This is a genomic window from Streptococcus plurextorum DSM 22810, assembly GCF_000423745.1.
GTDB classification, from domain to species: domain Bacteria; phylum Bacillota; class Bacilli; order Lactobacillales; family Streptococcaceae; genus Streptococcus; species Streptococcus plurextorum.
On record NZ_AUIO01000003.1, the window covers coordinates 84,723 to 110,689 of the forward strand.

The window sequence follows — 25,967 nt, forward strand, 5'->3', positions numbered from 1 at the left end:
TAATGGAAGTAGAAAAACGGTTACAAGGAGATCACATGACGGAGATTGATTACAAAAAGGTAACAGGACTCGTCCATTCAACAGAGAGTTTTGGATCGGTTGATGGACCAGGGATTCGTTTCATTATCTTTTTACAAGGTTGTAAGTTACGGTGCCAATACTGCCATAATCCCGATACTTGGGAAATGGAGTCCAATAAAGCTAAAGAGCGTACGGTAGAAGATGTCTTAGAAGAGGCCTTGAAATTCCGTAATTTCTGGGGGAAAAATGGAGGCATTACAGTTTCTGGTGGTGAGGCAATGCTTCAGATTGACTTTTTGATTGCCTTGTTCACAGAAGCTAAAAAATTAGGCATTCATACGACCTTAGATACCTGTGGATTTGCTTATCGTCCCACTCCAGAGTATCATGAAATTGTAGATAAGCTATTGGCCGTGACAGATTTGGTCTTGTTAGATTTAAAAGAAATTAATCCTGAACAGCACAAAGTGGTTACAAGACAACCCAACACAAATATTCTTAAGTTTGCCCATTACCTGTCAGATAAGAATATCCCTGTCTGGATTAGACATGTCTTGGTGCCTGGTCTAACGGATATCGATGAAGATTTGATAGAACTTGGAAAGTTTGTTAAAACCCTTAAAAATGTCGATAAGTTTGAAATTCTTCCTTATCACACTATGGGAGAATTCAAATGGCGTGAGCTAGGGATTCCTTACCCGCTAGAAGGAGTTAAGCCCCCTACCCGAGAACGTGTCCAGAATGCTAAAGAGTTGATGGAGACAGAATCTTACACAGACTATTTGAAACGTGTCCAACACTAGTCAGAAAATCTATTTAAAGAGGAAATTTCTGATGAGCTTGGTCTCCAAAAAGAGATTTATAGTATGGTAGGCCGACTTCTGCTTGATTTTAGGCTATGCTTTTTCCATTATGTTGCCACTTAGTATCGGCTTTTTAGTACGCTTTTTACTTTTCATTTTTAAACACTCAGTTGTGTTATGAGTGGACTGTCTAAGGTTGACCAGAGGTCGACCTTTTTCACTTTTTTGCTTAATTTCTTAAATTTTGCTAGAATATAGAAGAAAATCTTTTAAGAGGTAAATGACATGTCTAAATTTTTTGTTTTTGGTCACCAAAATCCTGACACAGATGCTATCGCATCTTCATACGGTTGGGCCTACTTGGAGCGTGAGGCTTTCGGTCGCGATGCGGAAGCAGTTGCCCTCGGAACTCCTAATGAAGAAACAGCCTTTGCACTGGACTACTTCGGTGTAACAGCACCGCGTGTGGTTGAATCAGCTAAGGCAGAAGGTGTTAGCCAAGTTATCTTGACTGACCACAATGAATTCCAACAGTCGATCGCAGACATCAAGGAAGTGGAAGTGGCGGCGGTTATCGACCACCACCGTGTTGCTAACTTTGAAACTGCAAACCCACTTTATATGCGTTTGGAGCCAGTTGGTTCAGCTTCTTCGATCGTTTACCGTGCTGCTAAGGAAAATGGTGTCACCCTTCCAAAAGAAGTGGCAGGTTTACTCTTGTCTGGCTTGATTTCAGATACCCTCTTGCTCAAATCACCAACCACTCATGCTTCTGACCCACAGGTAGCCGCAGAGTTGGCAGAATTGGCTGGGGTTAACTTAGAAGAATACGGTTTGGCACTTTTGAAAGCTGGTACTAACCTTGCCAGCAAGTCAGCAGAAGAATTGATTGACATTGATGCAAAAACCTTTGGCTTGAATGGCAATGACGTCCGTGTAGCCCAAGTCAACACCGTTGATATTGCGGAAGTCTTGGAACGCCAAGCAGAGATTGAAGCAGCGATGACAGCCGCTTCTGCAGCAAATGGCTACTCTGACTTTGTCCTCATGATTACGGACATCGTTAACTCAAACTCTGAAATCCTTGCCCTTGGAAGCAACATGGACAAGGTGGAAGCAGCCTTCAACTTCAAGTTGGAAAACAACCATGCCTTCCTTGCGGGTGCCGTTTCCCGTAAGAAACAAGTGGTACCACAATTAACAGAAGCGTTTAACGCATAAATACCTAGCACCTTCGGGTGCTTTTTTACTAAAGGAGAAACAATGTCCTATACAGTTAATTTCAAAGAAGTCGAAACGACGGGCTTGGAAACCAGCCCTGTCGCAGCTGTTTTGGCAGGTCTGCGTGCCAACGAAGCCCGCTATTTCTGGAACAAGTATAAGCAGGAGTTCGTGGTCTATAGCCCAGAGGAGAAGCCTGAAATCCTGCCCTTCATCGAGAAGGTCTTGACAGAGCGGGACATGAACTTTCCATATACCCCACTTAACGTAGCCCAGCTTGAAGTAGATGGCATTCTCTGGTCATTTGTCTTTTATGACAATGGCCTGGCTGTCAATGTCCTCTATACGCTAGAAGAAGGAGGCAAACGAGCAGTCGGATTCAAATTGTCAGACGGCATTGAGATTCCCAAAGAATTTGAAGGCAAATTCAAGTTTGCCCGCCAACGCTCCAAACTAGCAGGCGAAATCCGTGGTACCTTCTTTGTGGTCAAGGGAGAGTATTTGTAAGAAATAATCTGGGTTTTCCCAGATTTTTTGGTATAATGGAAAAAAAGATGAGAAAGTGAGACGTCATTTGCAAGAATTTTCGGTGGAACTTACCCTTAATCATCCAGACGATTTGCTAGCGCTTTTTGGAACGAATGAACGTCACCTCAAATTGATTGAGGATAATCTAGGGGTTATTATTCATGCCAGAACAGAGTGGGTACAGATTTTAGGCGACGATGAGGAAGCTGTCAACCAGGCTCGCCTAACAATTTCAGCCCTACTTGTTTTAGTCGGTCGTGGGATGATCATCAATACTTCAGACGTTGTTACAGCTCTTTCAATGGCTCAGTCAGGTAGCATTGATAAATTTGTGGCACTTTATGAAGAGGAAATTATCAAGGACAGTTATGGTAAACCTATCCGTGTTAAGACTTTGGGGCAAAAGGTTTACGTTGATAGTGTTAAAAAACATGATATTGTTTTTGGGATTGGACCTGCTGGGACAGGAAAAACCTTCTTGGCGGTGACTTTAGCTGTGACAGCGCTTAAAAGAGGAGAAGTCAAGCGTATTGTTTTAACGCGTCCTGCGGTAGAGGCAGGTGAGAGTTTAGGGTTTTTACCAGGAGACCTTAAAGAGAAGGTTGATCCTTATTTGCGCCCTGTTTACGATGCTCTTTATCAGATTTTAGGTAAGGAACAGACGACGCGCCTTATGGAGCGTGAGATTATTGAAATTGCTCCCTTGGCTTATATGCGTGGACGGACGTTAGATGATGCCTTTGTCATTCTTGATGAGGCGCAAAATACTACCATTATGCAAATGAAAATGTTCTTGACTAGGCTTGGTTTTAATGCCAAAATGATAGTCAATGGAGACATTAGTCAGATTGATTTACCAAGAAATGTCAAATCTGGTTTGATTGATGCTACAGAAAAATTAACAGCTATCAAGCAGATTGACTTTGTCTATTTTTCAGCCAAAGATGTGGTAAGACACCCTGTAGTTGCTGAAATTATCAATGCTTATGAAACAAAACCATCTAGGGAAGTTGCTCAACAAGCAACCGTTACTGGACAATCCAAATCGGGCTTAACCAGTTACGAAATTATTGGGGATTTACCTAAAAATGATGGTAAAGAAAACTGAGTTCTTCGCTGACTCAGTTTTTTTGTCTTTCAGTTAATCTACCCAAACCACGACGTCTTGACGCGGTTTTCGTGAGCGTGGGTGTTTAGGATCTTTGAGGCGGAAGCCGAAGGAAACCATACTAGCAATTCCTTCCTTGTCCAGGTCTATAAGACCAGCATTAGCTAAAAGCTTATTGACCTTGTCATAGTTAAAGCCTTCGATAGGGCAGCTATCAATTCCCAACAAAGTAGCAGTTGTCATCATATTGCCTAGAGCAATGTAAGTTTGCTTAGCAGTCCAGTCCCACAGAGCACGTGAATCATCTGCAATCTTCATGTCGTTTTCTTGAAAAGACTTGTACAGAGGAAGGCGACTGTCAACTCCCGCCTTGTCTAAGCCTCGCCGGATTAAGCTCTGGTAGACAGCAGGGCTATCGTATCTGGCATCCTTATCTGCAAGTAAGAACACAAAGTGACTTGCCGTATCCAGTTGTGGCAAGGCCCCCCAAGCAACTGCTTTCAAGTCAGCTTTAATCGCTTCAAACGGACTGCCTGCTCAGCCATTCTCAAAGACCAGAAAACGCCAACATTCAAGTCCAATAGAGGAAGGGCTTAGCCAGGCAGAGTCTAGAATGGTCTCCATGTCGGTGCGGGAGATTTTTTGGTTATTATAGACACGAACAGCCACACGGCGGTCAAAAATGGCACGAATATCTTGAGGTAAGAGTTTCATTGCGAGCTCCTTTTTTTGAATTTGCCCATATTATACCGCTTTCAAATGGATTTGTCATAAGAAAGCAACAAGACTGTCTTGTGTTCCACACAAAGTTACATTACAATAGGAGTATGGATCTTAAGAAAGAAATTCAGCGACTCGCTCAAGAAATTGGCATTTCAAAAATCGGTTTTACCACAGCTGATGATTTTTCTTATTTGGAAAAATCGCTGCGCTTGGGAGTGGAAGAAGGGCGGACGACAGGGTTTGAGCACAAGGTGATTGAGGAGCGTATTTCTCCAAAATTATCTCTAGACTCCGCAAAGACGATCATTTCCATTGCGGTTGCCTATCCGCACAAACTACCGATTCAGCCACAAAAGACCTCCTATAAACGAGGGAAAATCACGCCCAATTCTTGGGGACTTGATTACCACTATGTTCTACAAGATAAGCTGGAACGTTTGGCGCGTGGAATCGAAGCCTTGACTGAAAACTTTGAATATAAGGGCATGGTGGATACAGGCGCTTTGGTTGATACGGCAGTGGCAAAACGAGCTGGGATTGGATTTATCGGTAAAAACGGTCTAGTGATTTCGAAAGAATTTGGCTCCTACATGTACTTGGGAGAGTTAATCACCAATTTGGAAATTGAGCCAGATCAGGAAGTCGCTTATGACTGCGGGGATTGTAGGAGATGTCTTGATGCCTGTCCAACCTCTTGTTTAATCGGTGATGGAACCATGAATGCTAGGCGTTGCTTATCCTTTCAAACCCAGGACAAAGGCATGATGGCCATGGAATTTCGCAAGAAAATCAAGACGGTCATCTATGGCTGTGACATTTGTCAGATTTGCTGTCCATACAATAAAGGCATAGATAATCCGCTAGCTTCTGATATTGATCCGGAGCTGGCTATGCCAGAGCTGATTCCCTTTTTAGACTTGTCTAATAGCAATTTTAAAGAAAAATTCGGCATGATTGCAGGGTCTTGGAGGGGAAAAAACATTCTCCAACGTAACGCTATTATCGCGCTGGCCAATGCGCATGACAGAAGTGCCATTCCAAAGCTGTTAGAAATTATTGATAAGCATAATAATCCCATTCATACCGCGACAGCTATCTGGGCGCTGGGTGAGCTGATCAAAAAGCCAGATCAGGTTATGCTTGATTTTATGCGAAGCCTTTCTTTAAAAGAGGAAGAATGCCAAAAAGAGCTCACTTTAGTCTTGGAAAAATGGCAGAGCATGTAAATTTATGGTAAAATAAATAGACTTTGAATGAAAGAGGAACCCCACATGGAAGTGGCTGAAATTCGCCAAAAAATAGTAGAAAACAAAGAGAAGTTGACTAGCTTCAGGAGGTCTCTTTGACCTGGATAGGTTAGAAGAGGAGATTGCCCTGCTTGAAAACCGCATGACAGAGCCTGATTTTTGGAACGATAATATAGCGGCACAAAAGACCTCGCAGGAACTTAACGAACTCAAAAATACCTACGAAACCTTTCACAGTATGGAAGAGCTGTCTAATGAGACAGAGTTGTATCTAGAGATGCTTGAGGAAGATGCTTCGGTTCAAGCTGATTTGGAAGAAACCCTGGAGAAATTAGCAGGGCTCATGACGAGCTATGAGATGACCTTGCTCCTTTCTGGACCTTATGATCATAACAATGCTATCTTAGAGATTCATCCAGGATCTGGTGGTACAGAAGCTCAGGACTGGGCAGATATGCTGCTTCGTATGTACACCCGTTATGGCAATGCCAAAGGCTTTAAGGTGGAAACCCTTGATTACCAAGCAGGAGATGAAGCGGGTGTTAAATCCGTTACCCTATCATTTGAAGGGCCAAACGCTTACGGACTTCTCAAGTCAGAAATGGGGGTTCACCGTCTGGTGCGTATCTCTCCCTTTGATTCAGCTAAGCGTCGTCACACATCATTTACTTCGGTAGAGGTAATGCCAGAGTTGGATGATACCATAGAGGTGGAAATCCGTGATGATGACATCAAAATGGATACCTTCCGTTCAGGAGGTGCTGGGGGACAAAACGTCAATAAGGTGTCAACAGGTGTTCGTTTGACTCACATTCCAACAGGAATCGTTGTTGCCTCTACCGTTGACCGCACTCAGTATGGCAACCGTGACCGTGCCATGAAGATGCTTCAAGCTAAGCTATATCAGATGGAGCAAGACAAAAAAGCAGAAGAAGTCAATGCTCTTAAAGGGGATAAACGTGAGATTACCTGGGGAAGCCAGATTAGATCCTACGTCTTTACCCCATATACCATGGTAAAAGACCATCGCACTGGTTATGAAGTGGCACAGGTTGACAAGGTTATGGATGGTGATATTGAAGGCTTTATGGATGCCTACCTCAAGTGGTTGCTTGATTAGAAGGAACCATCTGGGCAATATCATCTCTGTAGGCAAAAGAGTTGTCTATAGGATAGGCATCATTTGCTAAAGCCCCGCAAAAGAAAACATGTCGAAAGGAAGAGGGTAATTCCCCTAAAAAATCATATTATGGCTTTAATTGAAATACGTGATGTTACGAAAAAATATCATCGTTCAACGACAGCTCTTCGAGACGTTACTTTAAACGTTGACCAAGGAGAGTTTGTTTATATTGTCGGACCATCTGGTGCCGGAAAATCTTCATTTATCAAGTTGCTTTATCGTGAGGAAAAAGTAACCAAAGGAAGTCTCAAAGTTGGTGAGTTTAATTTGACAAACTTACGTCAAAAAGATGTTCCGTTTTTACGCCGTTCGATCGGTGTGGTGTTCCAAGATTATCGGCTCTTGCCACGTAAGACGGTTTTTGAGAATGTTGCTTACGCTATGGAGGTTATTGGGGAAAAGCCACGAAATATCAAAAAACGTGTGCCTGAGGTATTAGATCTGGTGGGACTTAAGCATAAAATGCGTTCTTTCCCCAATCAGCTTTCTGGTGGTGAGCAACAGCGTGTGGCTATCGCTAGGGCTCTGGTCAATAACCCTAAGCTATTGATTGCTGACGAACCAACAGGAAACCTTGACCCTGAAAACTCATGGGAAATTATGAATCTTTTGGAGCGTATCAATTTGCAGGGAACAACAGTTCTAATGGCAACTCACAATAGCCAAATCGTAAATACGCTTCGTCACCGCGTTATTGCCATTGAGGGTGGTCGTGTGGTGCGTGACCAAGAGAAAGGAGATTACGGATACGATGATTAGACGATTTTTCCACCATATGTGGGAGGCCATCAAAAACCTTAAACGTAATGGTTGGATGACTTTGGCCGCGATTTCTTCGGTAACCATTACCTTGACCTTGGTCGGTATTTTTGCAGCCGTCTTACTCAATACTGAAAAGCTGGCGCGTGGTATCGAAGAAAATATTCAAATTAAAGTTTTCCTTACAGTTGATACTTACGACCAGTCAACAGAAATCAAAAATGATGTTGGTGAAATTGTCACTAACGAGAATTATCAAGCCGTGCAAAAGGCCATTGAGGCCCTTGATAATGTTGAAAGTTTGACGTTTTCTAGTAAGGATGAGGAGTTGCAAAAACTTCAAGAGCGCATGGGAAGTGCTTGGAAAATGTTTGAGGGCGATGCCAATCCGCTTTCAGATGTTTACGATGTCAAGGCAACATCACCTGCTGCTGTGCCTGAATTAACAGAGCAAATTGCTAAAATTAAAGGTGTTGATCGTGCGGATTATGGTAAGGCCGATACAGATAAGATTTTCAAAATAGCAGCACTGATTCGGACCTGGGGCTTTATTGGTATTGCACTGCTAATTTTTGTTGCTGTATTTTTGATTTCTAATACGATTCGTATCACGATTATCTCACGCCGCAACGAAATTCAAATTATGCGTCTCGTAGGGGCGAAAAATTCTTATATTCGAGGCCCTTTCTTTATGGAAGGTGCATGGGTTGGTTTTTTAGGTGCTATATTGCCATCAGTAATTCTCTACATTGGTTATCGTTACACCTACGAAACCTTCCAAAGAAGACTATCCATTGAGAGTTTATCGATGTATAACCCAAATCCTTACATTTATTACGGGATTATTATTCTCTTTGTCATCGGTATTATTGTAGGATCAATGGGCTCTGTGATGTCTATTCGTCGTTATTTGAAAGCATAAAAAAAGCCCATAGGGCTGAGAGATTGAAGAAAGTCCATTTTGGATAATTTTCTTCAGTCTTTTTATTTGTCAAAAAACTCCTAGTGACAGCTTTGGGAGACAGTTTTCTAGGAGTCTAAAGATGACATTTATCGCTAGAGGTATTTAAAATCCGACACGACTCTTAAAACGTAACCTAGCGATACCTGTGCTTTCCGACTTTGCGAGTCAAGTGAGCCACAATAGCAGCCTTTTGCTCTGGTAAGTGGTGTCAACACTAGTATTTTCGCCATTCGGAAATGTTGAGACTCTCAGTTCAAAAATGAGGTACAGCATTCCCAATAAAGTCGCTACCGTCTACGCTACTAAAGAAAAGTATCACAAGGATTTTTTCTTATCTCAAAAAGGGATTAAAGGTTTTTTCATGTCCGATAGTAGTGTTATAACCGTGCCCTGGATAAACATCGTATCGACTGGGAAGTGTCAATAGCTGGGTTCGGATACTCTCAATTAAGGTGTCAAAGTCGCCAGTCGGTAAATCAGTTCGACCGATCGTTTCTTTGAATAAAGCATCTCCTGAGAAGACTAGTTTATCTTCATCAAACACGATGGAGACGCTACCTAGAGAATGTCCGGGAGTAGGCAACACACGAAATGAAAAGCCAGAAATGTCATAGATTCTGTCCGTTTCAAAAAGCACCTCAGCCGGAGTGACAATGACATCACCAAGTTCAGGGTGACGGGCAGAGCCGTTGTCTATTGGTGAGCCAAGCCAGTTTGCTTCAAGCGGAGACACATAGACTGGTGGACGGTCAAATGATTGACGGACTAACTCCACTCCCATAATATGATCGTAGTGAGTATGGGTCAAGAGAATAGCAGCGACAGGTTTATCTAGCTCTCTTAGTTTTTGCACGAGAGTTATGCTATCACTTCCTGGGTCAATGACGATTAGAGCTTGGTCGTTGGATAGGATGTAAGTATTCTCACCAGCAACGGTGTTGAGTTGTTTTAAGATATTCATGCTTTTAGTTTAGTAGAAAATAAGAACTTTGGCAAGTATGATTAACGCCAGGACCATTTCTTTTTCTCTTTTGGCATTTTCTATCTAAAAGGTTATAATAGAAAGTATGAAAAAGACAGATTTGACACGTTATGCTGTCGTGGATTTGGAAGCTACCAGTGCCTCTGTTCTTGGGAAAATTATTCAGGTTGGTATTGTTATCCTCCAAGGTGGAGAAGTCGTAGAAACTTATGAAACTGACATCAATCCTCATGAACCCTTGTCAGAACATATTATCCAATTGACGGGTTTAACAGACGAGCGTTTGGCAAAAGCACCAGACTTTTCACAGGTGGCACGAGACATTTATCAGATTCTTGATGGGTGTGTCTTTGTGGCCCATAACGTTAAGTTTGATGCAAATCTTTTAGCAGAAGAGCTTTTTATGGAAGGGTTTGAGTTACGCGTCCCTTTGGTTGATACGGTAGAGCTTGCTCAAATTTTCTTTCCAACTCTAGAACGCTATAATTTGACGAGTTTAGCAGCTGAACTGGCGATTCCATATCGTGATGCTCACACAGCTATTGCTGATGCACGTGTAACAGCGGCTATTTTCTTGCATCTGCAGGATAGGATTTCCAGCCTTCCTTTATTGACCTTGGAAAAGGTTTTTAGTTTCAGTCATTATTTGATTTTTGAGACTGGTCTTGTGATTCAAAAAGCGCTTGAGCGTCAAAAGAGTCTTCCTTTAGCAAATGATTTGCAAGAGGTTTCGGGGCTTGTCTTGAAAAAGGCAAAAGTCATATTACCTCCGCGTCAGTTATCGCAGGATTTTGAGACCAATCTAGCGCTTCTAGACTTAGACAATCGGCCGCAGCAGCAATTGTTTTCACAAAAAATCGCAGAGCGTTTTAGCGATAAGGGCAAGCCTGCTTTTATCCAAGCAGGAGCAGGGATTGGAAAAACCTATGGTTACCTTTTACCTCTTTTGGCTAATCCAGAGGTTGAACAGATTGTGGTGACCACCCCAACTAAGGTTTTGCAGAATCAGATGATGGCTAAGGAATTAAGACGATTGGAAGAAGTTTTTCATGTTTCGAGTCAGAGTCTGAAGGGGCATCAATCCTATATTAGTTTAGATAAATTTTGGCATAGTTTGCAAGTGGAGGATGATAATCGTCTCATCAATCGTTGCAAAATGCAATTACTTGTTTGGCTTTGTGAAACAGAAACTGGTGATTTGGATGAAATCGGTCAAAAACAACGCTATGAAGCCTATTTTGATAGCTTACGACATGATGGTGACATTGACGAAAAGAGCTTATTTAAAGATGTGGACTTTTGGGAGAGGCATTATGAAAGGGCAAAAAAAGTTAAGGTTTTGCTAACCAATCATGCTTATTTCCTAACTAGAGTAAAGGATGACAAGTCTTTTGTCTTAAACAAGACCCTGATTATTGATGAGGCTCAAAAGTTTTTCTTAGCCCTAGAGGCTTTTTCTAGAAAATCATTGGTTCTTAAAGACCTCCTAAAAGAAATCGACGACTGCCTTTCTCAAGCAGATAAGACATTAAAGAGACGATTACTAGAAGGACTCCAATTTGAAATCAATCACTTGGCACAGTCTTTCTCTGCTTATGCTCTCCAACCCTCTGAGGAGAATATCTCACAGATAAGGCTCTATCTCAAAGAACTCGATAGCCTTGATTTTCATGATCTTAGAATGCTGATGCAAGACGAAGCGGCTTTGATTTGGCTAGAAGAAGAGATGCTATCAGATTATAGGCGTTTAATGCTGAAAAGTGCGAGTTTGGATTTCTGGTCATTGTCTAAGTTTTTACCTGAAACAAAGAAAACCTATCTGATTTCAGCAACATTACAGCTCAGTTCAGAGGTGACCCTTGCTGATTTATTAGGCTTAGAAGATTACAGTATGGATAGGATTGAGCATTTGACGGAGGCTAATCAGAGAATTTTTATCGATAGTAGTATGCCAGACCTTTCGCAAGTTTCTGAGCGACGGTACCTTTTTGAAATTGCAGAACGGATACGGGAATTAGCGCTTTTAGGACGTCCTATTTTAGTACTTTTCACCTCAAATAAAAGTATGCTTGGCCTGTCTCAGATTCTGGATGACTGGTCTTGTCCTCATTTGTGTCAGCATAAAAATGGTTTGGCAGTCAATTTAAAACGTCGCTTTGAGCGTGGCGATAGTCAGATCTTATTAGGTTCGGGTGCATTTTGGGAGGGGATTGATTTTATCCAGCAAGAGCAACTGATTACCGTGGTCGTCCGCCTGCCTTTTGACAACCCACAAACAGTCTTTAGTCACAAGATGGAACGCTATCTCCGAAAACAAGGAAAAGATCCTTTCAAATCCTATAGCCTTCCCATGGCAAGAATCCGTTTGGAGCAGGCCCTTGGGAGAGCTAGCCGTAGGCAAAATCAAGAATCCTGTCTTGTTATCTTGGATAAGCGATTGGGAGAACGTCCTTATGGGAAAGAGATACAGGATAGCTTACGACAGGTAGCCCCTATTGACGACATAGATTTTCCAGAAATTCTGATTGAAATAGGTTATTTTTTTAGAAAAGTTTGATATAATAGGTGGTATCAATCTTATTTTGGAGAAGTCGGAAAACACATACTTACGACGATTTTTCCAAGTTCTCGTAAGAGACAAGGAGGTTTTATGGTGCTATTATCAAAACGTGTTCTAGCGATGGAAGAGAGTGTCACTTTAGCATCAGCTGCTAAGGCAAAAGCTTTACAAGAAGCAGGACGAGATATTATTAGTTTAACGGTTGGGGAACCTGACTTTGTCACCCCAAATCATATCTGTCAAGCGGCCATTACTTCTATTGAGAATGGTAGCGCTAGTTTTTATACGGCGGCATCTGGCCTACCTGCTTTAAAAGAAGCTATCGTCACTTATATGAAAAATCATTACGGGTATAGTGTTGATACCAATCAGGTACTAGCTGGAACAGGCGGGAAGTTTATCCTTTATGCTTTCTTTATGTCAGTGCTTAATAAGGGCGATGAAGTGCTCATTCCAACTCCTTACTGGGTTTCTTATGCTGAGCAGATTCAGTTAGCAGAAGGAAAGCCTGTCTTTGTTCAAACAGATGAAACAAGTGATTTCAAAGTAAGTGTCTCACAATTGGAGCAGGCTCGCACTGACAAAACTAAGGTGATTATCCTTAATTCTCCTTCAAATCCAACTGGCTCTGTCTATCATCGAGAAGAATTAGAAGCTATTGGTAATTGGGCTGTTGAACATAATATTTTGATTCTATCAGATGATATTTACGGTCGATTGGTTTACAATGGCACCCAGTTCACTCCGATTTCGAGTATTTCAGAGGCCATTCGTCAGCAAACTGTTATTTCTAACGGTGTTGCAAAAGCTTACTCTATGACAGGTTGGCGTGTCGGTTTTGCAATAGGTCATCCAGAGATTATTTCTGCTATGGCAAAAATCATTAGTCAGACCACCTCAAACCTGACAACTGCTGCCCAATATGCTGCTATTGCGGCCTTAACTGGTAGTCAGGACCCTGTGGAGGACATGCGTTTGGCTTTTGAAGAACGGCTCAATGTCATTTATCCTTTGTTAGCACAAGTGCCAGGTTTTGATGTCAGAAAGCCAGAAGGAGCTTTCTATTTCTTCCCTAATGTCAAGAAAGCTATGGCCTTAAAAGGGTTTGTTCATGTTACTGACTTTACAAATGCTCTTTTGGAAGAGGCAGGAGTGGCAGTGGTGACAGGAGAAGGATTTGGAGCGCCAGAAAATATTCGTATCAGTTATGCAGCTGATTTAGAAACCTTAAAAGAAGCTGTGGCTCGCATTAAAGCATATATGGAAGCATAAAAAGAGTAGGAAACATTATGTCTAGAAAATTGATTACCATTAACCAAGTAAAAGATTATGTCGGTCAAGAAGTTACCATCGGTGCCTGGGTTGCCAACAAGTCAGGCAAGGGCAAGTTGGCTTTCTTGCAGTTGCGTGACGGAACAGCCTTCTTCCAAGCAGTTGCTTTTAAGCCAAACTTTATTGAAAAATTCGGTGAGGAAGCAGGTACAGAAAAGTTTGATGTGGCAAAACGCCTCAGCCAAGAAACCTCTGTTTATGTGACAGGGATCGTCAAGGAAGACGAGCGTTCTAAGTTTGGTTACGAGTTGGATGTGACAGACCTTGAAGTCATCGGTGAGTCACAAGACTACCCAATCACACCGAAAGAACACGGGACAGACTTCCTCATGGACAACCGTCACCTCTGGTTGCGTTCTCGTAAACAGGTTGCTATCCAACAAATCCGTAACGCTATCATCTATGCGACCTATGAATTCTTTGAGAAAAATGGCTTTATCAAGTTTGATAGCCCAATCTTGTCTGGAAATGCGGCAGAAGATTCGACAGAATTGTTTGAAACGGACTACTTTGGTCAACCTGCCTACCTCAGTCAATCTGGTCAGCTATATCTTGAAGCCGGTGCTATGGCACTTGGTCGTGTTTTCGACTTCGGACCTGTTTTCCGTGCAGAAAAATCAAAAACTCGCCGTCACTTGACGGAGTTCTGGATGATGGATGCGGAGTATTCATTCTTGAGCCATGACGAGTCACTTGACTTACAAGAAGCCTATGTCAAAGCTTTGATTCAAGGCGTTATTGACCGTGCTCCTCAAGCCTTGGAAACGCTGGAGCGTGATGTAGATGCTCTTAAACGCTACATTGCAGAACCCTTCAAACGTGTGGCTTACGACGATGCCATTACCCTTCTGCAAGAGCATGAGGCTGATGAAGATACAGACTACGATCACATCGAGCATGGTGATGACTTCGGATCACCTCATGAAACTTGGATTTCAAACTACTTTGGTGTCCCAACTTTTGTGGTCAACTATCCAGCAAGCTTCAAGGCTTTCTATATGAAACCAGTTCCAGGCAATCCAGAGCGCGTGCTTTGTGCAGACCTCTTGGCACCAGAAGGATATGGTGAAATCATCGGTGGCTCTATGCGTGAGGACAACTACGATGCCTTGGTGGCGAAAATGGACGAACTCGGTATGGACAAGTCAGAATATGAATTTTACCTTGACCTTCGCAAATACGGTTCAGTGCCACACGGTGGTTTCGGTATCGGTATTGAGCGTATGGTGACATTCGTCGCTGGTACAAAACACATCCGTGAAGCCATTCCGTTCCCACGTATGTTGCACCGCTTGCATCCGTAAGTTAAGAAATTATAGCAGATTGTTTTAGCAAATAGCTTATTTGTTCAGATTAAAAGGAATCTCTCCCAGAGATTCTTTTTTAATTTGCTATTGACAAGGATAAAATACTTGTTATAATTAAATCATACAAAATATAATTGAGTAAATGGAGGCGCGATGACACTTATTCAGTTGCTAACCTTGTTTATGGAAGGTCTTTTATCCTTTTTATCGCCTTGTGTGTTACCTATTCTTCCGATTTATGTGGGCATTTTAGCAGGTAATAGTGACTCGAAAACCTATAAAAAAGGGACAGCGGTGTCGAACACTCTATGGTTTGTCGCTGGTATTTCTCTGACCTTCTTTTTATTAGCCTTTGCGTCTAATTACTTGAGTATTTATCTGATGAAGCACCGTATGGTCTTACAAGGGATAAGTGCTGTGATGATTTTAATGTTTGGCCTCTTCCAGATAGGTCTTGTAAAAATTCCTGCTTTTTTAAAGGAATTATCAGCCAAGCACAAGGTTTATCGCACGGGTATGAAGGTGACCCCACTATTAGCCTTACTCATGGGATTTACCTTTAGTTTTTCTTGGACACCTTGTATCGGACCGATTTTAGCTAGCGTCTTTCTGTATGCCTCAAGTCAGGGAGGCTGGGTTAGCACACTACTGATAGGGATTTACTGTTTAGGATTTATCTTACCTTTTGTCCTGATTGCTTTTTTCTCCGAAAGAATGCTTGCGCTTTTTAAGGCGAGTCAAAGGTGGCTTTATTATACAAAATGGCTATCAGGTCTTTTACTGATTGGCATAGCTGTATCATTACTGTGGAATATATTTTAGGAGGTTTCTGATGAAACGGTTGGATGCATTCATATTACTCTGCTTAGCTTGTCTAGGCTTATGTTTAGCAGGTTGTGACAGCTTGAAAAAGGAGCAATCTGAATCAAGCTCTGCTATGGTTCCTAGCTTAGGGGTTGGCGAACAGGCACCAGATGTAGAGATGGTAGCTTTTGATGGCAGTAAGTTAAGCTTAGCAGATTTAAAAGGTAAAAAAGTGTATATCAATGTTTGGGGAAGTTGGTGTGGTCCATGTCTGATGGAGATGCCAGAATTAGAAAAGCTCTATCAAGAATACAAGGACAAAGAAGATTGGGTATTTTTATCACTCGTTACGCCAAGTGATAAAGAACTAGGCAATAAAATGACTCGAGATGGTAGTAAAGAAGATATCATGGCAGTTGCTAATGACAAAGGCATTAGCTACCCAGTCTATTTCGATCAGAAAGATCTGTTTATGACAGCTTTTGCCGTTAGAGCATTTCCCTCTCACATTCTGATCAACTCGGATGGAACCATTGCTAGCTATAGTATGGGGAGTCTGACAAAAGAAGCCTTGCAAGCTGTTTTTGAAAAAGTAAGTTAAAAAGGAGTCGGAAGAACAGGTCCACTCTTTGAATTTTAGGTTAAGTCTTGATTTTGTGGAGACTTGTTGTCTCCGTCGCCTTTTTGCTATAATAAAGGCATGATTACGATTTTTAATCCCACTAAAATTACTGGGCATCCTTTTTTCAAAGATTTAATTAACTATTTAGCGATTCGTGATGATGTGATTTTGCGACAAATCAAACGTGATTTTCCTGATATTGCCAATTTAGACCGCTTATTGGAGATTTATATTCAAGAAGGTTACGTCTGTCGTGACAATAAACGTTACCACCTAACCCTCCCTCTAATCAATCGTTTAGAGCTTGTTACTTTAGATAGCCATATCATGGTGGATGTTGAATCCCCTATCTACAAATCCTTGATGTCCCTTCGCTTTGAGACACAACTCAGTAACCAAGCCAACACGGTCTTGATTGCTGAGTCGACAACGATTGCTCGCCGTGAGCTGACCTTGTCCAATTATTTTGCTAACCTTCGAACGGCGCAGCCTTTGTCTGCCGAGCAAAAACCACTTTATGATCTTTTAGGAGATGTTAATCCTGATTATGCTCTTAAGTATATGACAACATTTCTCTTGAAATTGGTAGATAAAAATCAGGTTGTCCATAGACGTCCAGATGTTTTTGTGGAGGCTTTAGAGCTTTTAGGTTACATCGAGAAAATAGCAGAGCAGACTTATGAGCTCAGAATGGCCTTTGATGCAGAAAAAATGATTTTTAGCGCATGAGAGCAGGTAACTGCTCTTTTTTTGACTATTATCACAATCATTTTGACTATAATTGTTTTATTTTTGACAACGATTGTTGTCAAAAATAAAAAGATGTGTTACAATAATCTTGTCAAAGAAAATCACTGAGGGAGGAAATGCCATGCTAGATAGAACCTTTATCAGATTGTTTAAAATGCTATATGGGATTAGGCGTGACATTAGTCAGAGGGAGATGCTTAGCCTAAATCAGCTACATGCTAAGCAGTTGCGGCTCTTTTTCCTATCTTTACTGATAAGCATATGCTTAGAGCTGCTTTTGATTGATGGGATTTTTGCCTTATCCGTTTTGGTAGCACTGGTGATTTTTTTCCTAGAAAACGGTCGATTAGTTAAGTCTCTACAGCTAGACAAGATTTTTGTCCGTAAAGAACAGCTAGCCTCAGCAAAGAAAAACATGTTACAGAAGACTTTCTGGGACACGCTGGTCTATTTACTTGTTTCTCTGGGAATAGGTTGGCTACTTTGGGAGGCTAATATTCCTCAAGAACACGGAGATCATTACCGTACTTATTGGCAATTGGCTGTACCGATAATGGTAGTGATGAACACAAGTCTTGGTTTTGTGACAGCTTATTTTGGCAATCGTCGCAAGATTATCCTGATATAGGGTTAGTCAGCGAAAAATGGAGGAAATGGAGAGTTGTCATGAAACAGCCGATACTCAATACGATGAGATAGCTTGTGGTTATTGATAGTGGTTTTTATATCGGTTACCAACTGCTACACTTTAAGACCATTACAGAAGCGACTATACTCCCTATCTGGATGGCTAATATCGTGATGAACAATTGCCTAAAAGATTTGGTTGCAACACAGAGGCAGAATTTAGAAGAGGGGAAAGGATAAGACTCATGACACAGGAAAATATAAGATCGACCTTTATGATTTCTAACCGTCATCTAGGAATTGCTTTAATAATCATTCAATTAGCTTGTGCTTTTTTGAGTGTGTTGCTCCGATACCTTATTTTAGGAGATTGGCACTGGATGCGGATGTTAGCATTTTTTGAATGGAGCTATTATTCTAGCGTGATATTCCCCGTATTTCTCATCTTATCAGACGAGAAAGAATTGACGAAAAAAGAAAGTGAGAATTGTTAAATGAAGACTGTTGAAAGCTTATTGACCAGACTACCAATAGCTCTTAGATTAGTGGTATGGCTAGTCTTAGTTGTAGGAGCGCTGTATCTGACTCAACCGACAATCGGTTTTATCTTTGAAATGCTCTATAAGGGCGGCTACGAGCTAGGCAAGTTTTTGGCACAACTTTTTTAAGCGAGGGATAACAATGACAACACAAACGGAATTGGTCAAAGCTACTTACACCACTAAAAAAGGCAGAGAAGTCGTTATTACTGGTAAGCATGTCTATAATGCCGTATCTGTCCTGTCTCTAATCATGCTCCTTTATATCGGCTTTGTTTGGTGGCAAAGAGGACAACTTTTATTAGATGGGGTTCTCTTACTAGGACCGATTGCTTCGCTAATAGGTGGCATAGTAAATGGTGTTAAATGGCTGTGCAACACAGCTAGAAAGTAAGGATCTTATGGCATTGGTATTGAAAAATCGGCTCAAAGAACTACGAGCTCGTGACGGTATTAACCAAACAGAAATGGCAAAACTTGCTGACGTTTCCCGTCAGACCATCAGCTTGATTGAACGTGAGGAATACACACCATCTGTTGTTATTGCTCTTAGGATTGCACAGGTTTTCAAAGAACCTTTAGAAAATGTTTTTAGCTTGGTAGAAGAATAGGAGAATGGGATGTCAAAAGGCTTCATCAAAAAGATAGGAATTGTTTTTATCGTAATAGGGACACTTTATTTAGCTTTGTCGCTCTATCTTTTCATTAAACGTGGCGGAGATGTTCCGCTCTTATGGACAATCTATCTGGGAGTTGGACTTTATCTAATCTTGCGTAAGCGCATCATCGATCAGCCAAAGCTTGCTTATCTTTTTATGATGTTACTGATGTTAGGGATAGTTTCGGCTCTTTTTATAGAGACTGATTTAGAGTTAGGCATGTTATTGCTTTCGGCATTTCTTTTGAATTGGGACTTGGACGACATCAAGAAGGGAGAGAAAAATGAGCTTAAAAATTAAGGAAAAAGACTCGGCTACTGTACGCATCTTAAAACAATTAGGGCAAGGAGCTATCATTGGTGCTATCATAGGTCTGGTACTAGCGGTATGTTTAGTGATGACAGAAGGCAAGTTATCTTTTGTTAATGAAGACTTGTTCTTTGAGGTCATCATTTGGGGGCTGCGTATTCTTGGCGTTTTAGCCACGGTTATTTCTATTGAGATGGGATTCCAAACAAAGAAGCTGGTTGACATTTATGAGAACACAGAGGACGATGATGCGTCAGAAGACCTTTATCGTAATCTAAACCTAAAGCACAACTATGCGACCATCTATAATGGTTTTGCAGTGCTATTTGCCATGATTACAATCGTCTTAGCTTATAAGTTTAAGATTGATGCAAATGGTGCTATCATGATGCTTCCTGTAACGGATTTTGCCAGCTTAATCTTGAGCTTGTTGATCCAGATGCGCCTACTTAAGCTTTATAATCGCATTCGTGGCATTGAGATGACGACAGTCCCGACTTTGAAGGAGCTGAAAAATAATGTTATGCGCATGGATGAGGCGGAAATTCAAGCCAATTATAAGATGGCTTATGATGTAGTACTTAATTTATCTGGCGTTATCTTGCCAAGTATCTATATGGTGCTACTGTTTATCTCTATCTTTTTCCAACGGGTTGAGATTTCAGGAATTTTGGTAGCAGCAGTCATCCATGGTTATATCATCTTTGCTAATTTTAAGATGGCTAGGGACTTTTACAAGTAAAATAGGAACCACTTTTTCCTAAGAGGAAGAGTGGTTTTGTGCTATAATGGGAACATGAGAATTGTATCAGGAAATTTTGGTGGCCGTCCTTTGAAGACTTTGGATGGTAAAAATACACGCCCAACTTCAGATAAAGTTCGTGGAGCGATTTTTAATATGATTGGTCCTTATTTTGAGGGTGGTCGTGTCCTTGATCTTTATGCGGGTTCAGGTGGGCTTGCTATTGAAGCTGTGTCGAGAGGAATGGCTTCTGCTGTTTTGGTGGAAAAACATAGTGGTGCTCAGGCTGTTATTGAGGAAAATATCAAGATGACCCAAAGTTCAAACCAGTTTACTCTTTTGAAAATGGATGCAGAGCGAGCGCTAAGTCAATTAAATGGTCAGTTTCATCTGATTTTTTTGGATCCCCCTTATGCCAAAGAGCAGATTGTAGCTGATATTGAAAAGCTAGATGCATTGAATCTGTTGGCAGAGGATGTGATGATTGTCTGTGAGACGGATAAAGCAGTGCAGTTGCCTGAGGAAATTGCATCTGTTGGCATCTGGAAAGAAAAAGTTTACGGAATCAGCAAGGTTACAGTTTATATTCATTGAGGAAAATTATGGCAACAATTGGACTTTTTACAGGATCTTTTGATCCTATTACAATAGGTCATTTAGATCTTATTAGACGGGCCAGCAGACTTTTTGATCAGCTTATTGTGGGGATTTTTTACAATCAGCAAAAAGCAGGTTTTTTTACCATCGAGCAGCGGGAGCAGATGATTAGGGAAGCTCTTGAGGATTTTCCAGGGATCAAAGTGATTAGCTCAACAGGTGAATTAGCCGTGGATGTGGCAAGGCGAGAGGGGGCGACACATCTGGTGCGTGGGCTTCGCAGTGCTGTTGATTTGGAGTATGAAGCGAATTTGGAATATTTTAATAAGCAATTAGCGTCAGAGTTAGAGACTGTTTATTTGCTAGCGACACATGCCTATCAACCGATTTCATCGAGTCGAGTGCGTGAGCTTATTTATTTTGGGGCTGATATAAATGGCTTTGTGCCCCAAAGTGTCATCAAAGAAGTGGAGAAAGCGAGAGAAGCGTGAGATTTTTAAAAAAGTACAAATGGTGGTTAGTGGGTTTTACGGGCATGGTTTTAATGTTGTTAGGGTTTTTCCTGCCGATTCCCTATTATATTGAGAGTCCAGGTGGTTCCTATGATATTCGAACTGTTTTGACTGTTGATGATCATTTTGATGAGGCTGATGGTTCTTATCATTTTGTTGCTGTGACAGTTGCCCCGGCAACGCCCATTCAAGTATTGGCGGCCTGGTTAACCCCTCATACGGAAGTCTCATCTGCAGAAGATACTACAGGTGGCGTATCTGATGAGGATTTCTGGCGCATCAGTCAGTTTTATATGGAAACGTCACAGAATGCAGCGATTAGCCAAGCCCTTACCTTGGCCGGTGAGGAGGTAAAACTAGATTATCTAGGGGTTTATGTCCTTAGTCTTGCTGAACATTCAAGCTTCAAGGGTATTCTTCATCTAGCAGATACAGTGACTGGGGTTAATGGGGAGACCTTTACGAGCTCACAGGAATTGATCAACTATGTGGCAAATCTTAATGTCGGTGATAAGGTTTCGGTACAATATATCTCTAATAATGAAAAAAAATCCGCTGATGGCAAGATTATCAAATTGGAAAATGGTAAGAATGGTATTGGTATTGGTTTAGTTGACCACACAGAAATTGCGAGTAATCACAAGATTACCTTTTCGACAGAAGGTGTTGGGGGACCGTCAGCAGGGCTTATGTTTACCCTCAGTATTTACGATCAGCTAATTAATGAGGATTTACGAAAAGGGCGTGTGATTGCTGGTACAGGTACGATTGAAAGCGATGGTTCTGTGGGAGATATTGGCGGTGCAGGGCTTAAAGTTGTCGCAGCAGCCAAAGCAGGTGCGGAAATCTTTTTTGTTCCCAATAACCCTATCGAAAAAGGGAGGGAAGCTGCCTATCCTAAAGGCAATAACTATGAGGAAGCTTTAGCTACGGCTAAGGAGATTGGGACAAATATGAAAATTGTTCCTGTAAAGAATGTTCAAGATGCTATTGCATATTTGAGGGAAAACGATTAGGAAAAAGTAGACCTTGGTCTGCTTTTTGTTTTTAAGGGAAAGTCCAGTTAGCTACTTTTTAAGTGAACAGATGGTAGCGACTGGCTTTGAAATACCCTACCTATTTTTGCGCTGAGGGTTTTAACAATTTCTAGCTGCCTAACTATCAGTGTTGATGCCGCTTTGTTCAGGGAAGGGAAGTCTCGCCAAATCCTGAACGAGCTCTTAAGCTAGCAGATCTTTTCAGCTTGTTTAAGGAGAAAATAAAGTTTCTCTATACTCTAACTCTCAGCGGATCGAAGTCTGCTTTTTGTTTTGCTCCAATAGCTAATAATGGGGATATTAGTTAATGCTAAAAGAGTGGTGCCAGGCCTTTGTTTATTTAATATTATACAAGATATGAGAAGGGTTGAGAAAAATATTAAAAAATGATATAAGGAGTTGACAAAACCGGTTTACCATAATATAATAACAGATGAACAAGATAGAGGTTAGGAGGGACTTGCTGATGTCTCAATCATTTTCTTTAGATCACTTTTCTTTGCAAGGAAAGGTTGCCTTGGTGACAGGAGCCTCATATGGCATCGGTTTTGCTATTGCATTAGCTTATGCTAAAGCAGGTGCGACAATCGTTTTTAATGATATTAGTCAAGAATTGGTTGATCTTGGGATGGAGGCCTATGAAAGCGAAGGGGTTGATGCGCACGGCTATGTTTGTGATGTAACAGACGAAGCTGGCATACAAGCTATGGTAGCTCAAATTGAGGCAGAGGTCGGGATTATTGACATCTTAGTTAATAATGCAGGGATTATCCGAAGGATTCCTATGGTTGAAATGACAGCGGATCAATTCCGCCAAGTTATTGATATTGACCTAAATGCACCATTTATTGTTTCTAAGGCTGTTATCCCATCCATGATTAGGAAAGGACATGGGAAGATTATCAATATTTGTTCTATGATGAGTGAGTTAGGGCGTGAAACGGTTTCAGCTTATGCTGCGGCAAAAGGTGGATTGAAAATGCTGACAAAAAACATTGCCTCAGAGTATGGAGGTGCTAATATTCAGTGCAATGGTATTGGACCTGGTTATATTGCAACCCCACAAACCGCTCCTTTGCGTGAAGTGAAAGAAGACGGAACTCGTCATCCTTTTGATCAATTTATTATTGCTAAAACACCTGCTGCACGTTGGGGAGAAGTTGCAGACTTGATGGGACCGGCAGTCTTTTTGGCCAGTGATGCTAGTAACTTTGTCAACGGGCATATTCTATATGTGGATGGAGGGATTTTAGCTTATATTGGGAAACAACCAGAAGTATGAAATACAAATGAATCATTTTAATGTAAGAAGGGAAAAACAATGAAAATTGCACTTATCAATGAGAATAGCCAGGCAGGAAAAAATAGCCTTATTTTTGAAACCCTAAAAGAGGTGACGGATGCTAAAGGCTATCAAGTTTTTAATTATGGTATGTACGGTCAAGAGGGAGAAAGTCAGCTCACTTATGTTCAAAATGGCTTATTAGCGTCCATTCTTTTAGTTAGTCAGGCGGCAGATTTTGTCATTACAGGTTGTGGTACAGGGGTAGGGGCTATGTTAGCAGCAAACAGTTTTCCAGGTGTTGTTTGTGGTTTTGCGGCAGATCCTACGGATGCCTATCTATTTTCACAAATTAACGGAGGAAATGCTATATCTCTGCCTTTTGCAAAAGGATTTGGTTGGGGAGCTGAATTAAATCTTAAACTTCTTTTTGAACGGCTTTTTGCAGAGGAAATGGGAGGAGGTTATCCTCGCGAACGTGCTATTCCAGAGCAACGAAATGCCCGAATTTTGAATGAAATAAAGGGAATGACTTATAAAGATTTGCTAACGATTCTTAAAGAAATTGACCAGGACTTTTTGAAGGAGACAATTTCAGGGGAGAATTTTAAAGCGTATTTTTTGGCGAATTGCCAGAATGAATCCATCGCTGACTACCTAATGTCAGTTTTGGAAGGATAAAATTAGAAGTGGGCGTGTCACCAGAAATTGATTGGAAAAACTCATCTCATGCTAATCGTATTGACAAGTTAGCATTGATAGATTAAAATATAAATTAAGTAAACCGGTAAAATAAAAAGCTAACGATTGACTTTAGAAGTCACAAAGTTAGTAGTGGCTAGTGTTTGGAAGACAGCCTTAACTTAGGGAAACAGTAGGATATTTTTGCAAGAGCGATCAGAGGAATCAAATTTTAACAAGGCATTAAGGGCATTTTGATAAGCTGTGTGGTGAACAATTTAGTAAATTGATTACTAAGTAACAACAGACTGTTGACCGAATTAGTCTTTAATGATAGTGAGTGATGTAAGAATAATATGTAAAGGAGGAATGCATGATAAAAAAAGTCTTGGTTGAGCCCATTGCTAAAGCAGAGCAGTTTAACAGTTCGTCACTTCTGAGCAAGAAAGAAGTCGAAGACGCCATAAAGTTGGCAGTTCAACAACTTGTCATCAATTGTGATTATTTTGGTGAATCGTTTCCAACACCGGCGACTTTTTCTAATCGTTATTTAAAGATGGACAATACAGAGTGGACTAATGGTTTTTGGACAGGAGCGCTTTGGTTAGGTCAGGAATATTCCGTGAACGACAAAATGAAAGCGCTGTCAAAACGGCATACAAAATCTTTTCTAGAGCGTGTTAACCAAAGGATTGAATTAGATCATCATGATTTGGGTTTTCTTTATTCTCCATCGACAGTAGCTGATTATAAATTATCAGGAAGTCGTGAAGCCCTGGAGGCCTCACTTTTAGCGGCAGATAAATTGATGGAAAGGTATCAAGAAAAAGGTGGCTTTATTCAGGCTTGGGGGCAGCTTGGTAAAGCCTCGGATTATCGATTGATAATAGATTGTTTACTGAATTTGCAATTGCTTTTCTTTGCCTATGAACAGACAGGCGCTGCGAAATACTATGAAGCAGCTGTTAATCATTTCTATACCTCTGTTAACACGGTTATTCGAGATGATGCTTCGACCTTTCATACTTACTATTTTGATCCAGAAACAGGACAGGCTATCAAGGGGGTTACGCGCCAAGGATTTAGCGATGACTCATCTTGGGCACGTGGGCAAGCTTGGGGAATCTATGGTATTCCTTTGACATATCGCATGATCAAAGACCCGGCTTGTTTAGAGCTTTTTAAAGGGGTTACAAATTATTTTCTAAACCGACTTCCAGAGGATAATGTTTCTTATTGGGATTTGATTTTCACTGATGGTAGTGGCCAGGCTCGCGATTCTTCTGCGACAGCAGTAGCAGTTTGTGGTATCCATGAAATGCTCAAATCTTTGCCAGAAACTGATGAGGATAAGGAGACCTATAAGTATGCGATGCACACCATGTTGCGGTCATTGATTGGCCATTATGCTAATCGTGACTTAGCTCCAGGTCGTCCATTACTTCTTCATGGGGTTTATTCTTGGCATTCAGGAAAAGGCGTAGATGAGGGGAATCTTTGGGGAGACTATTATTACTTGGAAGCATTGCTTCGTTTCTATAAAGATTGGGAATTATATTGGTAGGAGGATAAGATGACAAGACCAAATATTGTAATGGTTCGTATTGATGAACGCTTGATTCATGGACAAGGACAGTTGTGGGTGAAGTCTTTAGGATGTAATACGGTCATTGTAGCTAATGACACGGTCAGCGAAGACAAGATTCAGCAGACATTGATGAAAACAGTCATTCCAGAATCGGTAGTTATGCGTTTTTTCACCTTACAAAAAGTCATTGATGTGATTCACAAAGCTAATCCAGCACAAACGATTTTCTTAGTTATTAAAGATCTACAAGATGCATTGACATTGGTTAAGGGAGGAGTGCCAATCACGGAATTAAATATAGGAAATATTCATAATGCACCTGGAAAAACGCAGGTGACAAGGTCAATCTTTTTTGGCCCAGAAGACAAGGCCATCGTAAGAGAATTGAGCGAGGTCTATAAGATTCGCTTTAATACCAAGACGACACCTTCAGGAAACGATGGTGCAGTCGAAGTTAATGTATTGGATTATATTTAAAAA

29 protein-coding genes and 1 pseudogene are annotated in these 25,967 nt (G+C 41.2%); 28 read left to right on the plus strand and 2 right to left on the minus strand.

All coding sequences use genetic code 11. The annotated features are described in order from the left end of the window. Positions 1–35: 35 nt before the first annotated feature. From pflA to G575_RS0103495, 4 genes are all read left to right on the plus strand, one after another. Positions 36–824: a pyruvate formate-lyase-activating protein gene (gene pflA / locus G575_RS0103480; RefSeq protein WP_027971476.1), complete on the plus strand. Its 789-nt coding sequence runs from the start codon at positions 36–38 to the stop codon at positions 822–824. 285 nt (positions 825–1,109) lie between these two features. Next, positions 1,110–2,045 (plus strand): manganese-dependent inorganic pyrophosphatase, encoded by a 936-nt coding sequence (locus G575_RS0103485; protein ID WP_027971477.1) that lies wholly within the window; start codon positions 1,110–1,112, stop codon positions 2,043–2,045. Positions 2,046–2,087: 42 nt separating this feature from the next. Next, on the plus strand, positions 2,088–2,552 hold the full coding sequence (locus G575_RS0103490) for a hypothetical protein (RefSeq protein WP_027971478.1): 465 nt from the start codon (positions 2,088–2,090) through the stop codon (positions 2,550–2,552). A gap of 67 nt (positions 2,553–2,619) precedes the next feature. Further along, positions 2,620–3,681, plus strand: a complete 1,062-nt coding sequence (locus G575_RS0103495) for a PhoH family protein (protein WP_027971479.1) — start codon at positions 2,620–2,622, stop codon at positions 3,679–3,681. 33 nt (positions 3,682–3,714) lie between these two features. On the opposite strand, the pseudogene G575_RS11080 reads toward G575_RS0103495, so the two are convergent. After that, positions 3,715–4,395 (minus strand): annotated as a pseudogene (locus G575_RS11080) (NAD(P)H-dependent oxidoreductase). 113 nt (positions 4,396–4,508) lie between these two features. Here G575_RS11080 and queG point away from each other — a divergent pair. The 4 genes from queG to ftsX all read left to right on the plus strand — a co-directional run bounded on the left by queG (position 4,509) and on the right by ftsX (position 8,515). Beyond that, on the plus strand, positions 4,509–5,630 hold the full coding sequence (gene queG / locus G575_RS0103505; RefSeq protein WP_027971480.1) for a tRNA epoxyqueuosine(34) reductase QueG: 1,122 nt from the start codon (positions 4,509–4,511) through the stop codon (positions 5,628–5,630). 45 nt (positions 5,631–5,675) lie between these two features. Beyond that, positions 5,676–6,771 (plus strand): peptide chain release factor 2 gene (prfB, locus tag G575_RS0103510; protein ID WP_156874712.1). Its coding sequence is split into 2 segments (ribosomal slippage): positions 5,676–5,747 and positions 5,749–6,771, totalling 1,095 coding nucleotides; the frame shifts between segments, so codons are not numbered across the junction. Between the two features lie 129 nt (positions 6,772–6,900). Next, positions 6,901–7,593, plus strand: coding sequence for a cell division ATP-binding protein FtsE (ftsE, locus tag G575_RS0103515; RefSeq protein WP_027971482.1), 693 nt, complete (start codon positions 6,901–6,903; stop codon positions 7,591–7,593). Then, positions 7,586–8,515 carry a permease-like cell division protein FtsX gene (ftsX, locus tag G575_RS0103520; RefSeq protein ID WP_027971483.1) on the plus strand — a complete coding sequence of 310 codons (930 nt, stop codon included), beginning with the start codon at positions 7,586–7,588 and terminating at the stop codon, positions 8,513–8,515. The genes ftsE and ftsX overlap by 8 nt, the downstream gene beginning before the upstream one ends. 373 nt (positions 8,516–8,888) lie before the next feature. On the opposite strand, the gene G575_RS0103525 is transcribed toward ftsX, so the two are convergent. Further along, on the minus strand, positions 8,889–9,518 hold the full coding sequence (locus tag G575_RS0103525; RefSeq protein ID WP_027971484.1) for an MBL fold metallo-hydrolase: 630 nt from the start codon (positions 9,516–9,518) through the stop codon (positions 8,889–8,891). A gap of 106 nt (positions 9,519–9,624) precedes the next feature. Here G575_RS0103525 and G575_RS0103530 point away from each other — a divergent pair, with 106 nt between their 5' ends. From G575_RS0103530 to G575_RS0103630, 20 genes are all read left to right on the plus strand, one after another. Beyond that, the gene (locus G575_RS0103530; protein ID WP_027971485.1) at positions 9,625–12,096 is read left to right on the plus strand and encodes a bifunctional DnaQ family exonuclease/ATP-dependent helicase; all 2,472 of its coding nucleotides are present in this window, start codon (positions 9,625–9,627) and stop codon (positions 12,094–12,096) included. A gap of 93 nt (positions 12,097–12,189) precedes the next feature. After that, complete coding sequence (locus tag G575_RS0103535; protein WP_027971486.1) at positions 12,190–13,371, plus strand: pyridoxal phosphate-dependent aminotransferase; 1,182 nt, start codon at positions 12,190–12,192, stop codon at positions 13,369–13,371. Between the two features lie 17 nt (positions 13,372–13,388). After that, complete coding sequence (asnS, locus tag G575_RS0103540; RefSeq protein ID WP_027971487.1) at positions 13,389–14,735, plus strand: asparagine--tRNA ligase; 1,347 nt, start codon at positions 13,389–13,391, stop codon at positions 14,733–14,735. Between the two features lie 156 nt (positions 14,736–14,891). Then, positions 14,892–15,560 (plus strand): cytochrome c biogenesis CcdA family protein, encoded by a 669-nt coding sequence (locus G575_RS0103545; RefSeq protein ID WP_027971488.1) that lies wholly within the window; start codon positions 14,892–14,894, stop codon positions 15,558–15,560. A 10-nt stretch (positions 15,561–15,570) separates the two neighbouring features. Next, entirely contained in the window at positions 15,571–16,143 is a 573-nt protein-coding gene (locus G575_RS0103550; protein ID WP_027971489.1) for a TlpA family protein disulfide reductase, read from the plus strand. Positions 16,144–16,242: 99 nt separating this feature from the next. Continuing rightward, on the plus strand, positions 16,243–16,893 hold the full coding sequence (locus G575_RS0103555) for a DUF1803 domain-containing protein (RefSeq protein WP_027971490.1): 651 nt from the start codon (positions 16,243–16,245) through the stop codon (positions 16,891–16,893). A 142-nt stretch (positions 16,894–17,035) separates the two neighbouring features. Continuing rightward, positions 17,036–17,542 (plus strand): hypothetical protein, encoded by a 507-nt coding sequence (locus tag G575_RS0103560; RefSeq protein ID WP_027971491.1) that lies wholly within the window; start codon positions 17,036–17,038, stop codon positions 17,540–17,542. Positions 17,543–17,616: 74 nt separating this feature from the next. Next, entirely contained in the window at positions 17,617–17,781 is a 165-nt protein-coding gene (locus tag G575_RS12130; protein ID WP_156874713.1) for a hypothetical protein, read from the plus strand. A 254-nt stretch (positions 17,782–18,035) separates the two neighbouring features. Beyond that, positions 18,036–18,209 (plus strand): hypothetical protein, encoded by a 174-nt coding sequence (locus G575_RS12135; RefSeq protein ID WP_156874714.1) that lies wholly within the window; start codon positions 18,036–18,038, stop codon positions 18,207–18,209. A 13-nt stretch (positions 18,210–18,222) separates the two neighbouring features. Then, positions 18,223–18,474: a hypothetical protein gene (locus G575_RS0103580; RefSeq protein ID WP_027971493.1), complete on the plus strand. Its 252-nt coding sequence runs from the start codon at positions 18,223–18,225 to the stop codon at positions 18,472–18,474. Between the two features lie 7 nt (positions 18,475–18,481). Further along, entirely contained in the window at positions 18,482–18,691 is a 210-nt protein-coding gene (locus G575_RS0103585) for a helix-turn-helix transcriptional regulator (RefSeq protein ID WP_027971494.1), read from the plus strand. 9 nt (positions 18,692–18,700) lie between these two features. Further along, positions 18,701–19,039 (plus strand): hypothetical protein, encoded by a 339-nt coding sequence (locus G575_RS0103590; protein WP_027971495.1) that lies wholly within the window; start codon positions 18,701–18,703, stop codon positions 19,037–19,039. After that, the gene (locus tag G575_RS0103595) at positions 19,023–19,790 is read left to right on the plus strand and encodes a DUF3169 family protein (protein ID WP_027971496.1); all 768 of its coding nucleotides are present in this window, start codon (positions 19,023–19,025) and stop codon (positions 19,788–19,790) included. Before G575_RS0103590 ends, G575_RS0103595 begins: the two co-directional genes overlap by 17 nt. A gap of 36 nt (positions 19,791–19,826) precedes the next feature. Then, the gene (gene rsmD / locus G575_RS0103600) at positions 19,827–20,384 is read left to right on the plus strand and encodes a 16S rRNA (guanine(966)-N(2))-methyltransferase RsmD (RefSeq protein WP_281168247.1); all 558 of its coding nucleotides are present in this window, start codon (positions 19,827–19,829) and stop codon (positions 20,382–20,384) included. A gap of 8 nt (positions 20,385–20,392) precedes the next feature. Beyond that, positions 20,393–20,878: a pantetheine-phosphate adenylyltransferase gene (gene coaD, locus G575_RS0103605; protein ID WP_027971498.1), complete on the plus strand. Its 486-nt coding sequence runs from the start codon at positions 20,393–20,395 to the stop codon at positions 20,876–20,878. Continuing rightward, the gene (locus tag G575_RS0103610; protein WP_027971499.1) at positions 20,875–21,915 is read left to right on the plus strand and encodes a SepM family pheromone-processing serine protease; all 1,041 of its coding nucleotides are present in this window, start codon (positions 20,875–20,877) and stop codon (positions 21,913–21,915) included. Before coaD ends, G575_RS0103610 begins: the two co-directional genes overlap by 4 nt. A 487-nt stretch (positions 21,916–22,402) precedes the next feature. Beyond that, on the plus strand, positions 22,403–23,218 hold the full coding sequence (locus tag G575_RS0103615; RefSeq protein ID WP_037622597.1) for a gluconate 5-dehydrogenase: 816 nt from the start codon (positions 22,403–22,405) through the stop codon (positions 23,216–23,218). A 39-nt stretch (positions 23,219–23,257) separates the two neighbouring features. Further along, entirely contained in the window at positions 23,258–23,899 is a 642-nt protein-coding gene (locus G575_RS0103620; RefSeq protein ID WP_027971501.1) for an RpiB/LacA/LacB family sugar-phosphate isomerase, read from the plus strand. Between the two features lie 373 nt (positions 23,900–24,272). Next, entirely contained in the window at positions 24,273–25,463 is a 1,191-nt protein-coding gene (locus G575_RS0103625; RefSeq protein ID WP_027971502.1) for a glycoside hydrolase family 88 protein, read from the plus strand. 9 nt (positions 25,464–25,472) lie between these two features. Then, positions 25,473–25,964, plus strand: a complete 492-nt coding sequence (locus G575_RS0103630) for a PTS sugar transporter subunit IIB (protein WP_027971503.1) — start codon at positions 25,473–25,475, stop codon at positions 25,962–25,964. Positions 25,965–25,967 lie beyond the last annotated feature (3 nt).

Bases quoted from the DNA above. Each gene is read 5' to 3' on its own strand.
- G575_RS0103625 (WP_027971502.1), top strand. From the start codon at position 24,273: ATGATAAAAAAAGTCTTGGTTGAGCCCATTGCTAAAGCAGAGCAGTTT.
- G575_RS0103485 (WP_027971477.1), top strand. From the start codon at position 1,110: ATGTCTAAATTTTTTGTTTTTGGTCACCAAAATCCTGACACAGATGCT.
- ftsE (WP_027971482.1), top strand. From the start codon at position 6,901: ATGGCTTTAATTGAAATACGTGATGTTACGAAAAAATATCATCGTTCA.
- queG (WP_027971480.1), top strand. From the start codon at position 4,509: ATGGATCTTAAGAAAGAAATTCAGCGACTCGCTCAAGAAATTGGCATT.
- G575_RS0103525 (WP_027971484.1), bottom strand. From the start codon at position 9,518: ATGAATATCTTAAAACAACTCAACACCGTTGCTGGTGAGAATACTTAC.
- G575_RS0103550 (WP_027971489.1), top strand. From the start codon at position 15,571: ATGAAACGGTTGGATGCATTCATATTACTCTGCTTAGCTTGTCTAGGC.
- G575_RS0103590 (WP_027971495.1), top strand. From the start codon at position 18,701: ATGTCAAAAGGCTTCATCAAAAAGATAGGAATTGTTTTTATCGTAATA.
- ftsX (WP_027971483.1), top strand. From the start codon at position 7,586: ATGATTAGACGATTTTTCCACCATATGTGGGAGGCCATCAAAAACCTT.
- G575_RS0103595 (WP_027971496.1), top strand. From the start codon at position 19,023: ATGAGCTTAAAAATTAAGGAAAAAGACTCGGCTACTGTACGCATCTTA.
- G575_RS0103490 (WP_027971478.1), top strand. From the start codon at position 2,088: ATGTCCTATACAGTTAATTTCAAAGAAGTCGAAACGACGGGCTTGGAA.
- G575_RS0103535 (WP_027971486.1), top strand. From the start codon at position 12,190: ATGGTGCTATTATCAAAACGTGTTCTAGCGATGGAAGAGAGTGTCACT.
- G575_RS0103560 (WP_027971491.1), top strand. From the start codon at position 17,036: ATGCTAGATAGAACCTTTATCAGATTGTTTAAAATGCTATATGGGATT.
- coaD (WP_027971498.1), top strand. From the start codon at position 20,393: ATGGCAACAATTGGACTTTTTACAGGATCTTTTGATCCTATTACAATA.
- G575_RS0103630 (WP_027971503.1), top strand. From the start codon at position 25,473: ATGACAAGACCAAATATTGTAATGGTTCGTATTGATGAACGCTTGATT.
- G575_RS0103555 (WP_027971490.1), top strand. From the start codon at position 16,243: ATGATTACGATTTTTAATCCCACTAAAATTACTGGGCATCCTTTTTTC.
- G575_RS0103585 (WP_027971494.1), top strand. From the start codon at position 18,482: ATGGCATTGGTATTGAAAAATCGGCTCAAAGAACTACGAGCTCGTGAC.
- asnS (WP_027971487.1), top strand. From the start codon at position 13,389: ATGTCTAGAAAATTGATTACCATTAACCAAGTAAAAGATTATGTCGGT.
- G575_RS0103620 (WP_027971501.1), top strand. From the start codon at position 23,258: ATGAAAATTGCACTTATCAATGAGAATAGCCAGGCAGGAAAAAATAGC.
- G575_RS0103580 (WP_027971493.1), top strand. From the start codon at position 18,223: ATGACAACACAAACGGAATTGGTCAAAGCTACTTACACCACTAAAAAA.
- G575_RS0103530 (WP_027971485.1), top strand. From the start codon at position 9,625: ATGAAAAAGACAGATTTGACACGTTATGCTGTCGTGGATTTGGAAGCT.
- G575_RS0103545 (WP_027971488.1), top strand. From the start codon at position 14,892: ATGACACTTATTCAGTTGCTAACCTTGTTTATGGAAGGTCTTTTATCC.
- G575_RS0103615 (WP_037622597.1), top strand. From the start codon at position 22,403: ATGTCTCAATCATTTTCTTTAGATCACTTTTCTTTGCAAGGAAAGGTT.
- G575_RS12135 (WP_156874714.1), top strand. From the start codon at position 18,036: ATGAAGACTGTTGAAAGCTTATTGACCAGACTACCAATAGCTCTTAGA.
- pflA (WP_027971476.1), top strand. From the start codon at position 36: ATGACGGAGATTGATTACAAAAAGGTAACAGGACTCGTCCATTCAACA.